The 17,075-nt window shown below is 58.8% G+C and carries 16 protein-coding genes and 2 pseudogenes; 13 read left to right on the top strand and 5 right to left on the bottom strand.

The features are described 5' to 3' along the window. The first annotated feature begins 110 nt into the window (after nt 1-110). A complete protein-coding gene (locus tag HA48_RS11060; protein ID WP_128601358.1) occupies nt 111-1,637 on the top strand; it encodes an FAD-dependent oxidoreductase in 1,527 nt (508 codons plus the stop codon). A 64-nt stretch (nt 1,638-1,701) separates the two neighbouring features. Here HA48_RS11060 and proC read toward each other — a convergent pair. Continuing rightward, nucleotides 1,702-2,512: pseudogene (proC, locus tag HA48_RS11055) on the bottom strand (pyrroline-5-carboxylate reductase). A gap of 143 nt (nt 2,513-2,655) precedes the next feature. On the opposite strand from proC, the gene HA48_RS11050 reads away from it, so the two are divergent. Then, nucleotides 2,656-3,099: a YaiI/YqxD family protein gene (locus tag HA48_RS11050; protein ID WP_128601357.1), complete on the top strand. Its 444-nt coding sequence runs from the start codon at nt 2,656-2,658 to the stop codon at nt 3,097-3,099. Here the strand turns inward: HA48_RS11050 and HA48_RS11045 are convergent, their stop codons facing one another. Next, the gene (locus HA48_RS11045; protein WP_128601356.1) at nt 3,100-3,786 is read right to left on the bottom strand and encodes a DUF2076 domain-containing protein; all 687 of its coding nucleotides are present in this window, start codon (nt 3,784-3,786) and stop codon (nt 3,100-3,102) included. Nucleotides 3,787-4,071: 285 nt separating this feature from the next. Here HA48_RS11045 and aroL point away from each other — a divergent pair, with 285 nt between their 5' ends. The 7 genes from aroL (at nt 4,072) to ppnP (ending at nt 9,707) form a co-directional block, all read left to right on the top strand. Beyond that, entirely contained in the window at nt 4,072-4,596 is a 525-nt protein-coding gene (aroL, locus tag HA48_RS11040) for a shikimate kinase AroL (RefSeq protein ID WP_128601355.1), read from the top strand. Nucleotides 4,597-4,707: 111 nt separating this feature from the next. Beyond that, nucleotides 4,708-4,899 (top strand): YaiA family protein, encoded by a 192-nt coding sequence (locus tag HA48_RS11035; RefSeq protein ID WP_128601354.1) that lies wholly within the window; start codon nt 4,708-4,710, stop codon nt 4,897-4,899. 290 nt (nt 4,900-5,189) lie between these two features. Next, nucleotides 5,190-5,942, top strand: coding sequence for an IclR family transcriptional regulator (locus HA48_RS11030; protein WP_128601353.1), 753 nt, complete (start codon nt 5,190-5,192; stop codon nt 5,940-5,942). Nucleotides 5,943-6,131: 189 nt separating this feature from the next. After that, nucleotides 6,132-7,691, top strand: a complete 1,560-nt coding sequence (locus tag HA48_RS11025) for an OPT/YSL family transporter (RefSeq protein WP_128601352.1) — start codon at nt 6,132-6,134, stop codon at nt 7,689-7,691. A gap of 14 nt (nt 7,692-7,705) precedes the next feature. Next, entirely contained in the window at nt 7,706-8,638 is a 933-nt protein-coding gene (locus HA48_RS11020; protein ID WP_128601351.1) for a DUF1177 domain-containing protein, read from the top strand. A gap of 2 nt (nt 8,639-8,640) precedes the next feature. After that, nucleotides 8,641-9,318, top strand: a complete 678-nt coding sequence (locus HA48_RS11015) for an AroM family protein (protein WP_128601350.1) — start codon at nt 8,641-8,643, stop codon at nt 9,316-9,318. A 104-nt stretch (nt 9,319-9,422) separates the two neighbouring features. Next, nucleotides 9,423-9,707 carry a pyrimidine/purine nucleoside phosphorylase gene (gene ppnP / locus HA48_RS11010; RefSeq protein ID WP_010616577.1) on the top strand — a complete coding sequence of 95 codons (285 nt, stop codon included), beginning with the start codon at nt 9,423-9,425 and terminating at the stop codon, nt 9,705-9,707. Nucleotides 9,708-9,861: 154 nt separating this feature from the next. On the opposite strand, the gene rdgC is transcribed toward ppnP, so the two are convergent. Then, nucleotides 9,862-10,773 carry a recombination-associated protein RdgC gene (gene rdgC, locus HA48_RS11005; protein WP_128601349.1) on the bottom strand — a complete coding sequence of 304 codons (912 nt, stop codon included), beginning with the start codon at nt 10,771-10,773 and terminating at the stop codon, nt 9,862-9,864. A gap of 147 nt (nt 10,774-10,920) precedes the next feature. Between rdgC and mak the strand changes: the two genes are divergently transcribed. Continuing rightward, on the top strand, nt 10,921-11,832 hold the full coding sequence (gene mak / locus HA48_RS11000; protein ID WP_128601348.1) for a fructokinase: 912 nt from the start codon (nt 10,921-10,923) through the stop codon (nt 11,830-11,832). 24 nt (nt 11,833-11,856) lie between these two features. Here mak and HA48_RS10995 read toward each other — a convergent pair whose 3' ends face one another. Next, on the bottom strand, nt 11,857-12,258 hold the full coding sequence (locus tag HA48_RS10995; protein ID WP_128601347.1) for a cell envelope integrity TolA C-terminal domain-containing protein: 402 nt from the start codon (nt 12,256-12,258) through the stop codon (nt 11,857-11,859). 152 nt (nt 12,259-12,410) lie between these two features. Between HA48_RS10995 and HA48_RS10990 the strand changes: the two genes are divergently transcribed. Genes HA48_RS10990 through HA48_RS10980 form a run of 3 tightly spaced genes read left to right on the top strand, consistent with a single transcriptional unit; the run spans nt 12,411 to nt 14,106 of the window. Continuing rightward, nucleotides 12,411-13,088, top strand: coding sequence for a CsgG/HfaB family protein (locus HA48_RS10990; RefSeq protein WP_128601346.1), 678 nt, complete (start codon nt 12,411-12,413; stop codon nt 13,086-13,088). Nucleotides 13,089-13,099: 11 nt separating this feature from the next. Continuing rightward, complete coding sequence (locus HA48_RS10985) at nt 13,100-13,456, top strand: DUF4810 domain-containing protein (RefSeq protein WP_128601345.1); 357 nt, start codon at nt 13,100-13,102, stop codon at nt 13,454-13,456. Continuing rightward, nucleotides 13,453-14,106: a DUF799 domain-containing protein gene (locus HA48_RS10980; protein ID WP_128601344.1), complete on the top strand. Its 654-nt coding sequence runs from the start codon at nt 13,453-13,455 to the stop codon at nt 14,104-14,106. The genes HA48_RS10985 and HA48_RS10980 overlap by 4 nt, the downstream gene beginning before the upstream one ends. Before the next feature lie 105 nt (nt 14,107-14,211). Here the strand turns inward: HA48_RS10980 and HA48_RS10975 are convergent. Then, nucleotides 14,212-17,075, bottom strand: a pseudogene (locus tag HA48_RS10975) (SbcC/MukB-like Walker B domain-containing protein); the annotation flags it as partial.

Genomic DNA, 17,075 nt, shown 5'->3' with positions numbered 1-17,075 from the left:
GTGTTATCCGCCATTGCACGCTGTTTTTCAGCTAAATCCCCATGTTTTGCCACACTTACTGTTTGCAGGGTTTTGTTGCATCGATACCGATAACAGAGAAGGAGCCTGATGTGAGCTATCAAACTGTCGTGGAACTTAAGGCGCTGGCGCAGCGGAAACCCACCAAATTTACCGTCGGCGATACCGATATGGTGCTGGTCCGGGACGGCGATCGCGTACAGGCACTGCAGGCGAAGTGCCCGCATGCGGGCGCGCCGCTGGAGCAGGGCGCGGTGTGCGACGACAAGCTGATCTGCCCGTGGCACAAAGCGGTGTTTCAGCTGAACGATGGCAAAATGTGCGAGCCCCTGGCGCTGGCTAACCTTAAGCGTTACCCGGTGCGTATTGAGCAGGGTAAAGTGCTGATTAACCCACAGGCGATGTCGCCGGCCCGCGCGCCGGCTACGCAGGGGCAAACGCCCGTGTATGTAATTCTGGGCTCGGGTGCCGCCGGCAGCGCGGCAATCTGGACGCTGCGTGATGAGGGCTTTAGCGGGCAGATTGTGCGTGTTGAGCGCGAAACCGCCGCCCCTTATGACCGCACCACGCTCAGTAAATTTGTGCCATCGGGCAAAATGGCAATTGAAGAGGTGCCCAAACTGCTCGGGCAGGATGTGCTGGGACCGGTGACGTTGCGCCAGGGCGATGTTGCACAGCTCAATGCCCGGCAACAAACCCTGCTGCTGAAGGATGGCCAGCAGGTGAAATTCGATAAGCTGCTGCTGGCTACCGGCGGCGTGCCGCAGCCGCTGGATATTCCCGGCAGCAATCTCGACGGCGTGCATGTCCTGCGTTCACTCAATCAGGCCGATGCGCTGCTGAAGCAGGTGGATGAAACGCAGCAGCTGGCGGTCATCGGTAACAGCTTTATCGGTATGGAAGTTGCGGGCGCGCTGCGCAATCGCAATGTCGATGTCACGGTGATTGCCCGTCATCCGCTGCCGTTTGCGAAACAGTTTGGCGAAGAGATTGGCCGCCATTTTTACGATCTGCACCGCAGTAACGGCGTGAAGTTTGTGGAGGGTGAGCCGGAGGCCCTTGAGGGCGAGGGCAGCGTGAGCGCCGTGCGGCTGAAGGGCGGTAAAACCGTACCTGCCAGCCTGGTACTCTGTGGCACCGGCGTGGCACCGGCGACGGATTTCATCCACGATCTCCCTCTGCAGGAGGACGGCAGCCTGCTGACAGACGATCAGTTGCGCATCACGGAGAACATCTGGGTAGCCGGGGATATCGCCAGCTATCCGGTCGCGCAGGGCGTGCAGCGGATTGAGCACTACCGCGTGGCGCATCAGCAGGGGCGCATTGCCGCGCTGAATATGCTGGGCAAAGGGATTGCATACGATCGCGTCCCGTTTTTCTGGACCGCGCACTACGGCACGCGCTACGAATATCTGGGACACGCAGAGGAGTGGGATAGCTATCGCCTGCTGGGATCGCTACAGGAGAAGCGCTTTATCGCCTTTTACTGTCAGCGGGGTGTTATTGCCGCTGTCTGCTCCGCCGGGATGTACACCCTGACTGCCGCGCTGGTGCATGAAATGCAGCAGCCGCTGACGCTGGAGCAGGGGGTGGCGCTGTACGAGGCTTATCAGGGGTAAACGGGCAATATTATACGTGCGCCACCTCTTCCGGCTGTAGGGAGAGGTGGCGCTCTGCGCAACGTTACTGCTTGCTTAGCGCTTCGGACTTCGCCATGCACTGCTGCATGGCGTTGATAACCGCCGCGCGGAAACCACTCTCCTCCAGCGCCTTAACGGCTTCGATGGTGGTGCCACCCGGTGAACAGACCATATCCTTGAGTTCGCCCGGATGCTTTCCGGTCTCCAGCACCATCTGCGCAGAGCCTTTCACCGCCTGGGCCGCAAACTGGTAGGCCTGCGCACGCGGCATACCGCCCAGCACCGCCGCATCCGCCATCGCTTCGATAAACATAAACACATAGGCCGGCGCTGAACCGCTCACGCCGACCACGGCGTGAATCAGGTATTCACTGACACGGCTGCCTTGCCGAAGCTTTCAAAGATGGTGACAACTTCATCGATCTCCGGTTGCTCAACCAGCACGTTAGGGGTAATTGACGTCATGCCTTCACCCACCAGTGAAGGTGTATTCGGCATCACGCGGATAATTTTGCGATCGTGGCCGAGCACCGACGCCAGCGAGTCCAGCGTCACGCCTGCGGCAATCGAGACCACCAGCGCATCCTTTTTCAGCTGGCCAGCCAGATCTTTCAGCACTTTGAGAATCACATTGGGTTTAACCGCGCCGAACAGGATGTCCACTTCACGCGCCATGCTCTCTGCGCTCTCAGCGGCAGTGACGCCGTACTGCTGCGCCATCGCCTGATTGATTTCGGCTTTACGATCGTGCACCCATATATTGGCCGGGGCTATCTGCCGCTGTTGACCAGGCCGCTGATGATGGCTTTTGCCATGTTGCCGCAGCCGACAAACCCGATTTTCTTCTCCAGCATCGCTCTATCCTTAACGTGGTTCGTTTTCTCAGTGGCTTAGCTTACGTCAGACACCATGAATAACAAGTCGCGCACAAATAACATTTGCCATTCCTGCACAGCACGGCAAGATCGGCGACATTTCCCGTCAACAAGGATCTCTCATGTCAATTTGGGTTGATGCCGATGCCTGTCCGAATGTCATCAAAGAAGTGCTTTACCGCGCCGCCGAGCGCACCCGTGTGACGGTGACGTTTGTCGCCAACCAGCCGCTGCGTGTACCGGGCTCGCCCTGGCTGAAAACGCTGCAGGTCGCTGCGGGGTTTGATGTGGCAGATAATGAAATTGTTAAGCGCGTGCAGCCGGGTGAGCTGGTGATAACGGGTGATATTCCGCTGGCCGCCGAGGTGCTGGAGAAGGGGGCCGCTGCGCTTAACCCGCGCGGTGAGCGCTACTCGCCGGATACTATTCGCCAGCGCTTAACCATGCGTGACTTTATGGAGACGATGCGCGCCAGCGGCATTCAGAGCGGCGGCCCGTCGGCGCTGAGCCCACGTGACCGCCAGCAGTTTGCTAATGAACTGGATAAGTGGCTGCGTCAGCGCTAATCAAACGAAGCTGTCGTCGTCATCGCTGTAGTCGCCGCCGCCAAAGTCGCTGAAGTCGTTGTTATCCGCGAAGCGGTTATCGTCCCAGCTGGCGTTATCGTTGAGGAAGGCGTTGTTGCTGTCGTTGCCATCACCACCGTTAAAGGTATCGAGATTGTTATCAACCTGCGGCAACGCCGGTTCGTTGATAATGTTAACGATCTCCTCCGGCTGTGAGTGATGGAACATGCTGGTTAGCATATCGGCCATCACCACACCACCGGCAACGCCTACGGCTGTCTGCAACGCGCCACCGAGAAAACCGGTGCCGCGCGCAGGCGGTGCGGCGTATTGCGGTTGTGGTGGGGCCTGCTGCGGCTGCTGCGGGGCACTGTTCCAGGCTGGCTGCTGCTGGCGGGAGCCGCTGCCAAACAGGCTCGACAGAAAACCGCCGCTGCTCTGCTGCGGTGCCTGCTGCTGCGCCTGCGCGAGGCGACTTTCCAGATCGGACACCTGGGCATTCAGCTTTTTCATCGCCGCTTCCTGGATCAGGATCGCCTGCGCCATATAGTACGGCGCGCCCGGCTGGCTTTGTAAAAACTGCTTAATCAGCTGCTCGGCGCCGGCATCGCGCGGGCCGCTCTGGGTCTCTGCCTGTTTCAGTCGGCTGAACAGGCTCTCAATCAATTGTTGTTCCTGGCTCTGCATGATGAACCTCCGTTTTGCGAGATACTTCACTATATGCGGGCGGCGCGGCGGAAAGTAAATCTCCGGCCTGGTAAGGAAATGTTGCCCGCGCTTACACTTTACACCATGCACGAAATGCGCATGTAATTCCTGATTAAATTCAAATGATTAACTTTTTACCGTACTGAAAGACGCGTAATTCGTGCTTCCCGGCTGGCTGATAAAATAAAATCCAGGTATTATGCGACGCATTATTGACCTGATGACCTTGCCCGTGCGGCAGAATACGGCGGAGGATGAGCCCGGATGTCATTACCCATCTATCTGATCGGCGCACGCGGTTGCGGTAAAACCACTATCGGCCAGGCGCTTTCACAGGCGCTGGGTTACGCCTTTCAGGATACCGATCACCATCTGCAGCTCGCCACGCAGCGCAGCGTGGCTGATATCGTGGCGGCTGAGGGCTGGGACAGCTTTCGCGCCCGTGAAACCGAATCTTTACGCGCCGTCACTGCGCCGGACACGGTGATCGCCACCGGCGGCGGAATGGTGCTGGCAGAAGTCAATCGTCGCTTCATGCGCGAGCACGGGCAGGTTATCTGGCTGAATGCGCCATCTGACGTGCTGGCCGGTAGGCTTGAGCGCCAGCCGGAGGCGGCACAGCGTCCCACCCTTACGGGGCGGCCGATCGCTGAAGAGATGCACGATATCCTGCGCGAGCGTGCGCACCTCTATCGTCAGGCTGCACATCATGAAGTCAATGCGATGCAGCCCCCGGAGCGGGTTGTCGAACAAATTTTGCAGTCGCTCTCTCTCGCCCGCGCCAGCTGATTCTCCTCAGAATTTTCCCTCTTTGTTTGCAGCGATCCGCATTTGTCTATACTGAATAACAGACAGGGGATCGCCACTGTCGTGTGGACATCTGACATAAGAGGGAAATATATGCCAACCAGACCACCCTATCCACGAGAAGCGCGCATTGTCGCGGTAGAGAAAGGCCAGAGCGGAAATACCGTTACCTGGTATGAATTACGTGCCGACCATCCACGTCCTGACACGTTAATAAGCGAACATAAAACGGAAGCGGAAGCGCAGGATGCCAAAGACCGCTATGAGGATGTGGAAAAAGAATAGTGGCTGTGGGCAGGGATGCCTGCACGTTATTCATTACGCCCCGTCGCTAAATAAATTTTTTCTCCGCATGTTGATCCACCATAATATGCGGTGAAAGGTACACAGCTTCCTTTTTCATTCCAATCCTGCCTGATAACGTCATCTGTTTTTCCCTTTCCTCCTTATTTTATGCTGTCTTAATTTCAGTGGGATTTGTCCGGCTCAAAATTTGCGCTTGACCCCTGAAACGTTGCGCTTTACTTTCGGGGTATTGATACAGGAACTCGGTTCCATATAGTGAAACTAACGCCATGACCACCCTCGAAAATGCGGCTGCCGTTCTCAGGCTGTTTCAGCGCTTTGGCGTCACGCAGGGCCATCCGGGCCTGACGTTTACCGAAGTGGTCGAGGCCATTGGTCTGCCGAAAAGCACCGTTTCACGTCTGCTGGCGACCATGGAAAGTGAAGGTTTACTGGAGCGCGATCCCGAAAGTCGCTGCTTCCGGGTTGGCCGGGTTCTGCTCTCCGTGGCCGGGCATTTTCTCTCGACGCCGCTGGTAGATAGCGCGTCTGCCGCCATGGCGCGACTGGCGGCCAGCAGCGGGTGTATGGGCTATATCTCAGTACTGGATGGCGACGATGTGCTGGTGATGCGCATGTATCATGGCCGGTTCTTCACCCAGCTGGTGACGCCGCCCGGTACGCGGGTTTCCGTTACCGGTACGTCAACCGGCCGCGTGCTGCTGGCCCAGCTAAGCGATGAGCAGGTGCGCGAGCGTTTTGCCGATAACTGGCAGGCTGCTTCGCTCAACTCTCCGCTTAACCTGGATGCGCTGTGTCATGAGCTGGCGCTGATCCGTCAGCAGGGCTGGGCACTGGCGCGTAATGAAACCCTGCCAGGTATCAGTTCGCTGGCGGTGGCCGTAACGAATAAACATCGTGGCGAAAGCGCCGCGTTGTGTCTCTCATTTCTTTCACAGGAAGCCGCTCCGGGTTATCCGGAAGCGCTGCTCAGTGAATTGCGCACAACAGCTGCACTGATGGCTGAAAAATACGGCGCATAGTCCCTGAAAAAACAGGGCGACCCTCATTTTGCTTTTAAGGCGTAATACTTCGCGCCACACCGGGGAAATAGCAGGTCTTCGGACCTGCTTATTTCAATAATCAGGGAACGATTAATAAAAACGTTGATGTCCCGCGTGTCGGGCACGGCGAAATAATACGTTTTCGCAGGGTGAAAATACGGGGAAAATATGCGTCAGGTTAATCCACTTAAAAGTTTCGGCGTGGGTTTCATGCTGGTTCTGCTCTCGGTAGCAGGTGCCATTATCGGGGTTCAGCTGATCACCACCATCGGGGTAACCCCCAACACTTCTATTATTGGCGCGCTCTTTGCCATGCTGCTGGCGCGTATTCCGCTGCAGTGGTTCCGCCGCTACCGTTCGGTTGAAGTCCAGAACCTGGCTCAGACAGCCATCTCTTCCGCCACCTTTGGCGCCGCAAACAGCCTGCTGATGCCGATTGCGGTTCCCTGGGCGCTGGGAGAGCCACAGCTGGTGCTGCCGCTGTTTATCGGCGTCAGCGCGGCGATGCTGCTGGATGCCTACCTACTGTATCGCCTGTTTGATACCCGCATCTTTCCGGCCAGCAACGCCTGGCCACCGGGCGTGGCCGCTGCAGAGGCGATTAAAGCCGGCGATAAGGGCGGTCGTCAGGCGTGGCTGCTGGTGGCCGGTATTGTCGGCGGCATTGTGGGCTCCATGCTTAAGATCCCGATGTCAGCCTTTGGGACCGCCTTTATCGGTAATATCTGGGCGCTGACCATGCTGGGGATCGGTTTCCTGCTGCGCGCCTATGCGCAACCGGTTGCCGGCATTGATATCAACGCGCTCTACATTCCGCACGGCGTGATGGTGGGCGCAGGCCTGGTAGCACTGATTCAGGTGGTACAGGTGATCCGCAGCCGGCGTAGTGATCAGCTCAGCGTCAGCCGCAGCGACAATGAAGTAAAGCGCGCGCTGGGGTTGGGCACGGTGGGCTATATCGTTATCTCGGCGCTGCTGGCGCTGGCAGGTGGCCTGTGGAGCGAAATGGGCCTGCCGATGCTGGTGCTGTTTATCCTCTATGCCGCGTTTGCCGCCTTCGTTCACGAGCTGATTGTCGGCATCGCCGCGATGCACTCCGGCTGGTTCCCGGCCTTTGCGGTTGCGCTGATCACCCTGATTCTTGGCATTCTGCTCGGCTTCCCGCCCCTGGCGCTGTGCCTGCTGTGTGGCTTCACGGCGGCGACCGGGCCGGCTTTCGCTGACATGGGCTACGATCTCAAAGCGGGTTTCATCCTGCGTGGCAACGGCGCGGATGTGCAGCATGAGCTGTGGGGACGTCGCATTCAGCTGATTGCCGCGATGATCGCGTTTGCCATCTCTATTCCGGTGGTGTGGTACGCGCATACGCTGTTTTTCGCTGAAAACCTGCTGCCGCCGGTGGCGCGCGTCTATGCCAAAACCATTCAGGCCGGCGCCGAGCCGGGCATCGCCGGTAACCTGCTGATGTGGGCCATTCCGGGCGCGATTATTCAGCTGATTGGCGGACCAAAGCGCCAGCTCGGCGTGCTGCTGGCCACCGGCCTCCTAATCAACAACGCTGCCGCCGGCTGGGCCGTGCTGGTGGGGATCGCGCTGCGTATTCTGATTCTGCGCGTATGGGGCGAGCGGGGACGTTCACCGATGGAGGTCATGGCCGCCGGATTTATCGCGGGCGATGCGCTCTACAGCTTTTTCCATTCACTTTTCGCCAGTAGCAGTAAGAAATAACCAGGGAAATCCAGATGAGTTTACAGCAGACACTGCAGGTTTTTGAGTTGCTCGATAGCGCGTATGTTGATGGTCAGCAGGTGGTGGATCTGTTCGCCGCCTATCCGAACGTCACCGCCCGCTTTACGCGCGTCAGTGGCGCTAAAGGGCGTACCGATTTCGTGCGCATCGATATTCCGGGCACCCACGGTAAGCGCAGCGGCGGCAGTGCGCCGACGCTGGGGATTATCGGCCGTCTCGGCGGTATCGGCGCGCGGCCAACGCGTATCGGCATGGTGTCGGATGCGGATGGCGCGGTCGCAGCCGTGAGCAGCGCGCTGAAGCTGGCGCAGATGCAGCTCAAAGGTGACGTGCTGGCGGGCGACGTGATCGTAACGACGCATATCTGCCCGGATGCGCCAACCCGCCCGCACGAGCCGGTCGATTTCATGGATTCACCGTGCGATGACATCACCATGAACGATAACGAGGTGGTCGAGGGCGTTGACGCGATCCTGTCAATCGACACGACCAAAGGCAATCGCATCATTAACCACAAAGGCTATGCCCTGTCACCGACGGTGAAAGAGGGCTATATCCTGCGCGTTTCAGAAGATCTGCTGCGCATTATGGAGATGACCAGCGGCCAGCCGGCAGTGACGTTCCCGATCACCACCCAGGACATTACGCCGTACGGCAACGGTGTGTACCACCTTAACAGCATCCTGCAACCCTCCACGGCGACCGATGTGCCGGTGGTGGGCGTCGCCATCTGTGCCGAGTCCGTGGTACCCGGCTGCGGCACCGGAGCCAGCCATGAGGTGGATATCGCTGCCGCGGTGCGCTTTGCGGTTGAGGTAGCGAAAGAGTTTGGACGTGAAACCTGCCACTTCTACGATGCGGAAGAGTACGCGCTGCTGCTCTCGCTGTATGGCAGCCTCAGCCACCTGCGTACGCGGAAAGCATAAGTATGGAAAAATCCCTGGTAACCTTAACCATTGGTCAGTCGCCGCGTAGCGATATTTTGCCGCTGCTGGAGGCGCATCTGCCGGCAGAGCAGGTGGCGCATGCCGGCTTACTGGATGACCTGACGCTGGCTGAAGTGGAGCAGTTATATGCGCCAGCGCCGGGTGAAAAAGTGCTGGTATCACGTCTGCTCGGCGGCGAGCAGGTGCGGCTCTCCGCAACGAAAGTGGAGCAGGGATTACAGCGCAGCATCAGCCAGCTTGAGCAGCAGGGCTACGGCACCATTCTGCTGCTCTGCACTGGCGCGTTCGGCACGCTGAAAACCGAGTCGGCGCTGCTGCTTGAGCCTGACCGGATCATCCCGCCGCTGGTGAACGCCATCGTACAGCAGCATAAGGTGGGGATCGTGGTACCGGTGGCGGAGCAGATTGCTGAACAGGCCAGCAAGTGGCGCAATCTCGCGACCGCGCCGTGCTTTGCCGTTGCCAGCCCCTACCTGGCGCAGCAGAGCGATCTGATTGAAGCCGGGCTCTCGCTGCAGGAGCAGGGAGCCGATGTGGTGGTGCTGGATTGCATTGGTTATCACCAGAAGCACCGCGATTTCCTGCAGAAAATGCTGGGCATCCCGGTCCTGCTGTCGAATGTGCTGGTGGCGAAGCTGGCGGCTGAACTTATCGTCTGAACGAAGTGGATCACAACTTGCGCAGCAGGGCGCTAATTTGCGTGACAGATCAGCGAGTTCACTTGTAATCTGCCAGTAACCCTAATGTGCTGTGAGGAAGTAATATGCTCAACGTAAGTGAGTATTTCGACGGAAAAGTGAAATCCATTGGTTTCGACAGCGTAACCATTGGTCGTGCCAGCGTTGGCGTGATGGCGGAAGGTGAATACACCTTCGGCACCGGACAGCCGGAAGAGATGACGGTGGTGAGTGGCGCGCTGAAAGTGCTGCTGCCGGGCGAAGCTGAGTGGAAATGGTACGAAGCCGGTTCCGTGTTTAACGTACCGGGCCACAGCGAATTCCATCTGCAGGTGGCGGAGCCGACATCTTATCTGTGCCGTTATTTATAATTTACCCGCCATACCCCGGATTGCAGATGCGTTGCTGCGCATGCTTGCCGCCCTCCTGCAATCCGAACTATTTAACGTAAATCTACTGCACATGAACCACGTCAATCAGCACGCCTCAACAGGCGTGCTGATTTTTCGTTTATCTCGTCATGCATTAACGCTGCGCTTCGCCGCCTAACGCTTCAACCAGGTTGCTGATGAGCGCCGCCAGCTCGCTGGTCATCAGAATAAAATCAGCATCGAAACGCTGAGCGAAATCGTCGCGGTCGATGTCATCATTCTGCTCGCGCAGGGTATCGCTGAACTTCAGGCGTTTCACTGACGCGTCATCAGCTATCACGAACTGGATGCGCTCCTGCCAGTCGAGCGCCAGTTTGGTCACCACTTTGCCCGCTTCAATATGGGTGGCGATCTCATCCGAGATCAGATCCTGCTTCTTGCAGCGAATTACGCCGCCATCCTCCAGAATCGCCTTCAGCTCGGCTTCGTCCATCAGCGTGAAGCCGGCCGGCATCTCGCCCGAACGCACCCACTCGGTCAGCGTCAGCTCGATGGGATTCTCCAGCGTCAGCGGCACTACCGGCAGGGAACCGATGCTTTTACGCAGCAGCGCCAGCGTATCTTCCGCTTTTTTAGCACTGGCGCAGTCCACGATGATCAGATTATTGACGGTATCGATCCACATAAACGTCTGGCTGAAACGGCTGAAGGCGCGCGGCAGCAGGCTGTGCAGCACCTCATCTTTCAGCGAATCTTTCTCGGTCTTCTTCAGCTTACGGCTCTGTTCCGCTTCAAGCTTCTCGATTTTAGCTTCCAGCGCCTGTTTAACCACCGGCGAAGGCAGGATTTTCTGCTCGGTGCGCGCGCAAATCACGATCTGACCGTTAATCACATGCGTCAGCGCCTCGCTGCGGTTGCCCATCGGCGATACCCAGCCGGTTTTCGCCATATCCTGACTGCCGCACGGCGAGAAGGTAAAGGCGTCGAGCTGTTTTTCCAGATCGTCTGCGGACAGCGGAATGTCACGATTCAGACGATAAACCATCATATTTTTAAACCACAACATCAGGATTCCTTACCGTGGGTGCGATCGGGCGCACAAGTCTCAAACAGTCAGCGCGCATGATAGCGAAACATCGGATGGGTTTCATTGCCTTTCCCGATTCAGCCTTCTACTGTATCTGTCACCTGAATGGATAATGAGGAGTAGATCGTGCGTATCGGTATTGATTTAGGCGGCACCAAAATTGAAGTAATAGCGCTGTCTGACGCGGGCGAGGAGCTGTTCCGCCACCGGGTGAACACCCCGCGTGACGACTACGCCGCCACGGTGCAGGCGATCGTGGATTTAGTGCGGCTGGCGGAAGAGAACACCGGTCAGCAGGGCACGGTCGGTATCGGTATCCCCGGCACACTCTCTCCTTATACCCAGCGGGTGAAAAATGCCAACTCTACCTGGCTCAACGGCCAGCCGCTGGATAAGGATCTGGCGGAGGCGCTGAATCGTGACGTGCGCATCGCCAACGACGCCAACTGCCTGGCGGTTTCCGAAGCGGTGGATGGTGCAGGCGCGGGCCAGCCGCTGGTGTTCGCGGTAATTATCGGCACCGGCTCCGGCGCCGGCGTGGCGATTAACGGTGAATCGCGTATTGGTGGCAACGGCAATGCCGGCGAGTGGGGCCATAACCCGCTGCCGTGGATGGATGAAGATGAACTGCGCCATCGCGCGGAAGTTCCCTGTTACTGTGGCTTGCAGGGCTGTATTGAGACGTTTGTCTCCGGCACCGGCTTTGCCATTGATTACCAGCGTCTGAGCGGTAAGGCGTTAAAAGGCGCGGAGATCATCAGACTGATTGAGCAGCAGGACCCGGTCGCCGAGCTGGCGATGAGCCGCTACGAAATGCGCCTGGCGAAATCGCTGGCGCAGGTGGTGAACCTGCTCGATCCGGATGTGATCGTCCTTGGCGGCGGCATGAGCAATAACGATCGTCTGTACCAGACCGTGCCGGCGCTGATGAAGCAGTGGGTATTTGGCCGCGAGTGTGAAACCCCGGTACTGAAAGCGCTGCACGGCGACTCCAGCGGCGTACGCGGCGCAGCGTGGCTGTGGCCACTGAAGGTTTAAACGCGGTACCTCTGCGGGTGCCGCTTAACCGGTGCCTGCCTGATGCGGCGCAAAACCAAACCACGCCGGCTGGGTGCGGTCCGGCGGGGGCGGCAGCGTTTTTGCCTGACCGATCAGCTGCCACGCGCGCAGGCACAGGGCTTCATCGCCCTGGGTTTGCGTGACTGCATACCGCCCGCTGCGCTGCCACTCCAGCCGCACCAGGCACTGCTGCCCCGCATAGCGCCCGGCATCCTGAAAACGCTTATTCAGCTGCTGCTGCATCGTTTCACTCCACTGACACGACGCGCTGCCTGGCGCGCGCTGCGGCTGACACAGATTCGCGATACTCTCCTGGCCAGCTGGCGGTGTACTCTGGCAGGCGCTAAGCGCAGCAATAATAATCAACCCACCTGATAATCCCGCGATTTTATTAATTAAATTCACTCATCAACCTGCATTTTTATTAAAGATTGGGTGCTCTGCTGCCGACAGTCTACAGACCGCATCCGGGAATGCTATGGCATTACTCTGACTGTCGGCATAACCAGAATTAGCCGCCCCAGGCGGTTTTCCTCTCTTTTATTCATGGACCAGAAATGCAGAAGAAATATGCCCTCGCGGCACTCTCCTTATTCAGCGCCGCAATGATGAGCGGCTGCGCCACCGAATCCTCCCGCGCCATTGAAGCACCGCAGGTGCGTGCGGCCAGCCAGCCGGCCTATCAGGGTGTTCGCAGCCCTATCGCCGTCGGGCAGTTTGATAACCGATCGTCGTACATGAACGGGATCTTTTCGGATGGCGTGGATCGCCTGGGGAATCAATCCAAAACGATCCTGATCACCCATCTGCAGCAGACCAACCGTTTTAACGTACTGGATCGCAGCAACCTTAAAGAGCTGCAGCAGGAAGCGGATTTCAAACACAGCCAGCAGAACATTAAAGGCGCTAACTACATCATCACCGGCGACATCACCGAATTTGGCCGTAAAGAGGTGGGCGATCAACAGCTGTGGGGCATCCTGGGCCGCGGCAAGAGCCAGATCGCTTACGCCAAAGTGAATCTCAACGTGGTTGACGTCACCACCTCTGAAGTGGTGTACAGCGTGCAGGGCGCGGGTGAATACCAGCTGTCGGCACGTGAAGTGATCGGTTTTGGCGGTACCGCCAGCTACGACTCAACGCTGAACGGCAAAGTGATGGATCTGGCCATTCGTGAAGCGGTCGATCATCTGGTTGATGGCATCAGCAACGGCGCATGGCGCCCGACTAAATAAGGATATTGATAATGAAATTACTGCAATTGAGTGCTGCGCTGATCGCCGCTGGCGTGCTGGCTGGCTGTGCACCAAAAGGTCCTGAGCCGCTCTACTACTGGGGTGATTACCAACAGCAGGTTTACAGCTATTACAAGCAGGATAGCGATCCGTTAAAGCAGATTGATGCGCTGAATCTGGATATTGAAAAAGCGAAAGCCGTGAATAAACCGGTTGCGCCAGGCCTGCATGCCCAGCTTGGGCTGCTGTATGCCAAAACCGGCAGCACCGATAAAGCGTTCAGCCAGTTTGCTCTCGAGAAACAGCTGTTCCCGGAATCTGCACCGTACATGGACTTTCTGATGAAGAAAAAAGGAGTGACCCAATGAAAAAGCTGATTGCTGCCTGTGGTGTGTTAGCTGCGCTGTTGTTGACTGGTTGTGCGCCACATAAACCCTATGACTACAGCGCCTTCCGCGCCAGTAAGCCGGCCTCGATTCTGGTGCTGCCGGCGGATAACCGTGCGCCTGATATCAATGCGTCCCACAGTGTGACCTCCCTGGTCACGCAGCCGCTGGCGGAAGCGGGTTATTACGTGTTCCCGGTCGCGGTAGTGGAAGAGACGTTCCAGCAGAACGGCCTGACCAGCGGCCATGAGATTCAGGCCGTAAGCCCACAGCGCCTGCACGATATCTTCCATGCCGACAGCGCCCTGTATATCTCTATTACCGATTACGGCAGCAGCTACCTGGTGGTTGATTCCGTGACCACCGTGACGGCCAGCGCGCGTCTGGTTGATCTGCGCAGTGGCAAAGAGCTGTGGCAGGGCACGGCCAGCGCAAATGATTCCGAGGGTGGCAATAACGGTAACGCCGGTATTATCGGCATGCTGGTCTCGGCGGCCGTGAAGCAGATTAGCAGCAGCGTCGGCGATAAAGCCCACACGGTGGCCAATGTCACCAGCATGCGCCTGTTAGCACACAACGAGCAGGGCGGATTGTTAACCGGCCCGCGTTATAAGGCTGCGGTAGCGCGTTAATCCGCGGGCACGGAGGTGGCAGCACCGTACGCCACCTCCGTGTTTTTAGCTTTTTATAAAACACGTTTATCCGTCGTGGCGCCCCGCAGCCGCTATAGCCAGCACTTACGCCTCTGGCAACTCCAGCTTGCTATAGCCCAGGCCATTCATCTTACGCACTTTAATCTGTACCGGAATACGCTCTTTCATCGCCTCTACATGGCTGATCACGCCAATGGTTTTGCCGCTGGCGTTCAATGCATCCAGCGCATCCAGCGCGGCATCCAGCGTCTCGGCATCCAGCGTGCCAAAGCCCTCATCCAGGAACAGCGATTCAATGCGCGTTTTGTGGCTTACCAGATCGGAGAGCGCCAATGCCAGCGCCAGACTCACCAGAAAACTCTCGCCACCCGAAAGCGTGCGCGTATCGCGTGTGGCATCGGCCTGCCAGGTATCAACCACCTCCAGCTCCAGCTCATCGCTGAGACGACGCTGCAGCAGATAGCGGCCATGCAGGCGATCCAGCTGTCGGTTCGCCAGCCAGACCAGATGATCAAGCGTTAAGCCCTGTGCAAAGCGGCGGAATTTATCGCCTTTAGCGGAGCCAATAAGGTCATTGAGGCGACCCAGCTGGGCCAGCTCGCGCTCGTCAGCGGCGATTTGTGCCAGCAGCGTTGCTGCTGCTGCGCTGCTGTGCATCACTGTGCAGCTGCTGCTGTGCTTCACCTTGCTGGCGTGCGTTATCGCGCAGTGCGATACGCAGAGTTTGCAACTGCTCGTCAAGCGTCGCCGCCACGGCTTCACTGAGCGCCGCCGGACGCTGCTGCTGGTGAGTAGCCAGACGCTGGGACAGCTGCTGGCTGAGCGTCATACACTGCTGATGTTGCTGCGTCAGCGCCTGTAGCTGCTGGCGCAGTTGTTGCATCGTCTGCTCTGGCAGCAGTGCCGCACGCAGCGCGGCTTCATCGGCGAAGTCGCTCTGCTGCAGCGCCTGCCGGAGAGCCTGCTCCGCCGCCTGTGTGCGTTCGGCCTGCTGCTGTTGCTGGCTCACAATCTGTTCACACTGGCCATTCAGGCTGTGTAACTGGCTTTGCGCCTGCTGCCACTGCTGTAACTGCTGCGCCAGCGCCTGTTCATGCTGCTGTATGGCGGCCTGCTGCTGCTGGCGGGCATCGGTGACGGTGCGATCGCCAAATAGCTGCTGACGCTGTTGCTGCTGCACCTGCTGTTGCTGCTGCAGCGTTGCCAGCGTGTGCTGCAGTACATCAAGCTGCTGCTGTTCACGCGTCACCGTCTGTTGCAGGCTCTGCTGCTCGCTGTCGGCCTTTGCCAGCTGCGGCTGTAGTTCTGCAAGTAACCGCTCACTCTCCTGCCACTGCTGCCAGCGCTGCTGCAGCGTGGCCAGCCAGCTCTCACGCTGTTCGGCAGCAGGCAGGCTGAACGCGTGGGCAGCAAGCTGTTGTTCCAGCTGCTGCGCCAGTTGTGCGGTGGCCGTGCGCTCACGCGCAGCGCGCTGGTCAAGCTCCTCCAGCTGCTGCTGCACGCCGAGGATGCGCTGCTGATCCAGCTGCTGCTGTTGCTGATGCTGCTGCCAGCGCTGCTGCTGTTGCAGATGCGCATCTTTGGCCTGCTGCAGGCTACGCGCTGCGTTTTCCCGCGCCTGTAACTGCTGCTGCTGCTGCGCTTCCTGCGCCTCCTGCTGCTGTTGCCAGGCCGTAAAGTGATCCTGTTGCTCCAGCGTGCAGGTAAGTGCCAGCTCACCGCACAGCGCCTGCCACTGCGTATTTGCGACGGCAATCTGCTGATCCAGCTCGCCAATCTCCTGCTGTAGCGCCTGCTGCTGCTGCTGCGCCAGCTTCTGCTGTTCGCCTTTGGCCGTGCCGGACTCTTTCAGCTGCGCCACCCGGCTCTCCAGCACCGCCAGCCGCTGCTGATTTTCATTCAGCTGCAGCTGTTGATATTGGGCAATCGCCGGGTGCTGGCATGAGCCGCAGAGCGGGCAGGGCTGATCCGGCTGCAGCTTTGCCCGCTCGTCGGCCAGCTGGGCGATGGTGCGCTCCAGCTCGCAGAGGCGGCGCACGTCCAGCAGCGACTGATGTTCGCGTTTGTACTCCTCACGTAGCGTCTGTAGCGCCAGCTCCGCCTGCTGGTACTGCTGCTGAAGCTGCGTCAGCTTCTGCTGGCGCTGCGTGCGCAGCGGCTGTAGCGAACGCCACTGCGCCGCCAGCAGGGTAAGTTGCTGGCGCGGCCCGCGCTGTTGCTGATGCTGCGCCAGCGCCGTGCGCAGGGCTGCACTCCCGATCTCCGCTTCAAGTGAAGTAAGCGCCTGCTCCGCCTGCTGACGCTGCTGGCTGGCGCTTGCCTCAGCCTGCTGTAACGGCAGCGCCGCCTGTTCACGTTGCGCCAGCGCCTGCTGATGCCGGGCCAGCTGCTCCTGCTGTTGCTGCTGTTGCGCACTAAGCTGGGCCAGCGTCTGTTCATGCTCGCTCAGGCGTGAGAGCTCCGCCTGCCAGCGCATCAGCGCCGGACCCCAATCAGCCACAGGCGCTTCGTGCGTGCGGTACGCTTGCTGCCGGATAAGCTGCTGCTGTAAGCGTTCACTTGTCTGCTGATGCTGACGGAGCGCGAGCTGGCTATGCGTCAGCGCCTGTTGCTGCGCACTCTCCAGTCGCTGCTGCTCACGCAGCTGCTCTGCCCGGTTATGGATCTGCTGGTCGAGCGGGATGATCTGCTCAGTGAGCAGCGTCTCCAGCTGCTGCTGTTCCGCCTGTGCCCGATCGCGTGCCTGCAGCGCCGCCTGATAGTGGCTTTCGCCGCGCATCAGCGCGTCCCGGGCCTGCTGTTGCTGTTGGTGCAGCTGTTCAGCCTGCTGAACCAGCGCATGCCGATCGCCTTGCAGCTGTTCACGCTGCTGTAGCTTATCGCGTAATTTTTCGGCCGGCTCCGCGCGCGCCAGCCGCTGCCGATCGTCCGCGGCCTGTTGCCAGGCC

Origin of the sequence: Pantoea wallisii, assembly GCF_002095485.1 — a bacterium.
Classification (GTDB): domain Bacteria; phylum Pseudomonadota; class Gammaproteobacteria; order Enterobacterales; family Enterobacteriaceae; genus Pantoea; species Pantoea wallisii.
This window is presented reverse-complemented; position numbering and strand designations above follow the sequence as displayed.

What these genes read in the sequence shown, in the direction of transcription:
- HA48_RS11020 (WP_128601351.1), top strand. Translation starts at nt 7,706, where the DNA reads ATGAGTTTACAGCAGACACTGCAGGTTTTTGAGTTGCTCGATAGCGCG.
- HA48_RS10980 (WP_128601344.1), top strand. Translation starts at nt 13,453, where the DNA reads ATGAAAAAGCTGATTGCTGCCTGTGGTGTGTTAGCTGCGCTGTTGTTG.
- HA48_RS11015 (WP_128601350.1), top strand. Translation starts at nt 8,641, where the DNA reads ATGGAAAAATCCCTGGTAACCTTAACCATTGGTCAGTCGCCGCGTAGC.
- HA48_RS11050 (WP_128601357.1), top strand. Translation starts at nt 2,656, where the DNA reads ATGTCAATTTGGGTTGATGCCGATGCCTGTCCGAATGTCATCAAAGAA.
- HA48_RS11045 (WP_128601356.1), bottom strand. Translation starts at nt 3,786, where the DNA reads ATGCAGAGCCAGGAACAACAATTGATTGAGAGCCTGTTCAGCCGACTG.
- aroL (WP_128601355.1), top strand. Translation starts at nt 4,072, where the DNA reads ATGTCATTACCCATCTATCTGATCGGCGCACGCGGTTGCGGTAAAACC.
- HA48_RS11030 (WP_128601353.1), top strand. Translation starts at nt 5,190, where the DNA reads ATGACCACCCTCGAAAATGCGGCTGCCGTTCTCAGGCTGTTTCAGCGC.
- ppnP (WP_010616577.1), top strand. Translation starts at nt 9,423, where the DNA reads ATGCTCAACGTAAGTGAGTATTTCGACGGAAAAGTGAAATCCATTGGT.
- HA48_RS10985 (WP_128601345.1), top strand. Translation starts at nt 13,100, where the DNA reads ATGAAATTACTGCAATTGAGTGCTGCGCTGATCGCCGCTGGCGTGCTG.
- HA48_RS11035 (WP_128601354.1), top strand. Translation starts at nt 4,708, where the DNA reads ATGCCAACCAGACCACCCTATCCACGAGAAGCGCGCATTGTCGCGGTA.
- rdgC (WP_128601349.1), bottom strand. Translation starts at nt 10,773, where the DNA reads ATGTTGTGGTTTAAAAATATGATGGTTTATCGTCTGAATCGTGACATT.
- HA48_RS11025 (WP_128601352.1), top strand. Translation starts at nt 6,132, where the DNA reads ATGCGTCAGGTTAATCCACTTAAAAGTTTCGGCGTGGGTTTCATGCTG.
- HA48_RS10990 (WP_128601346.1), top strand. Translation starts at nt 12,411, where the DNA reads ATGCAGAAGAAATATGCCCTCGCGGCACTCTCCTTATTCAGCGCCGCA.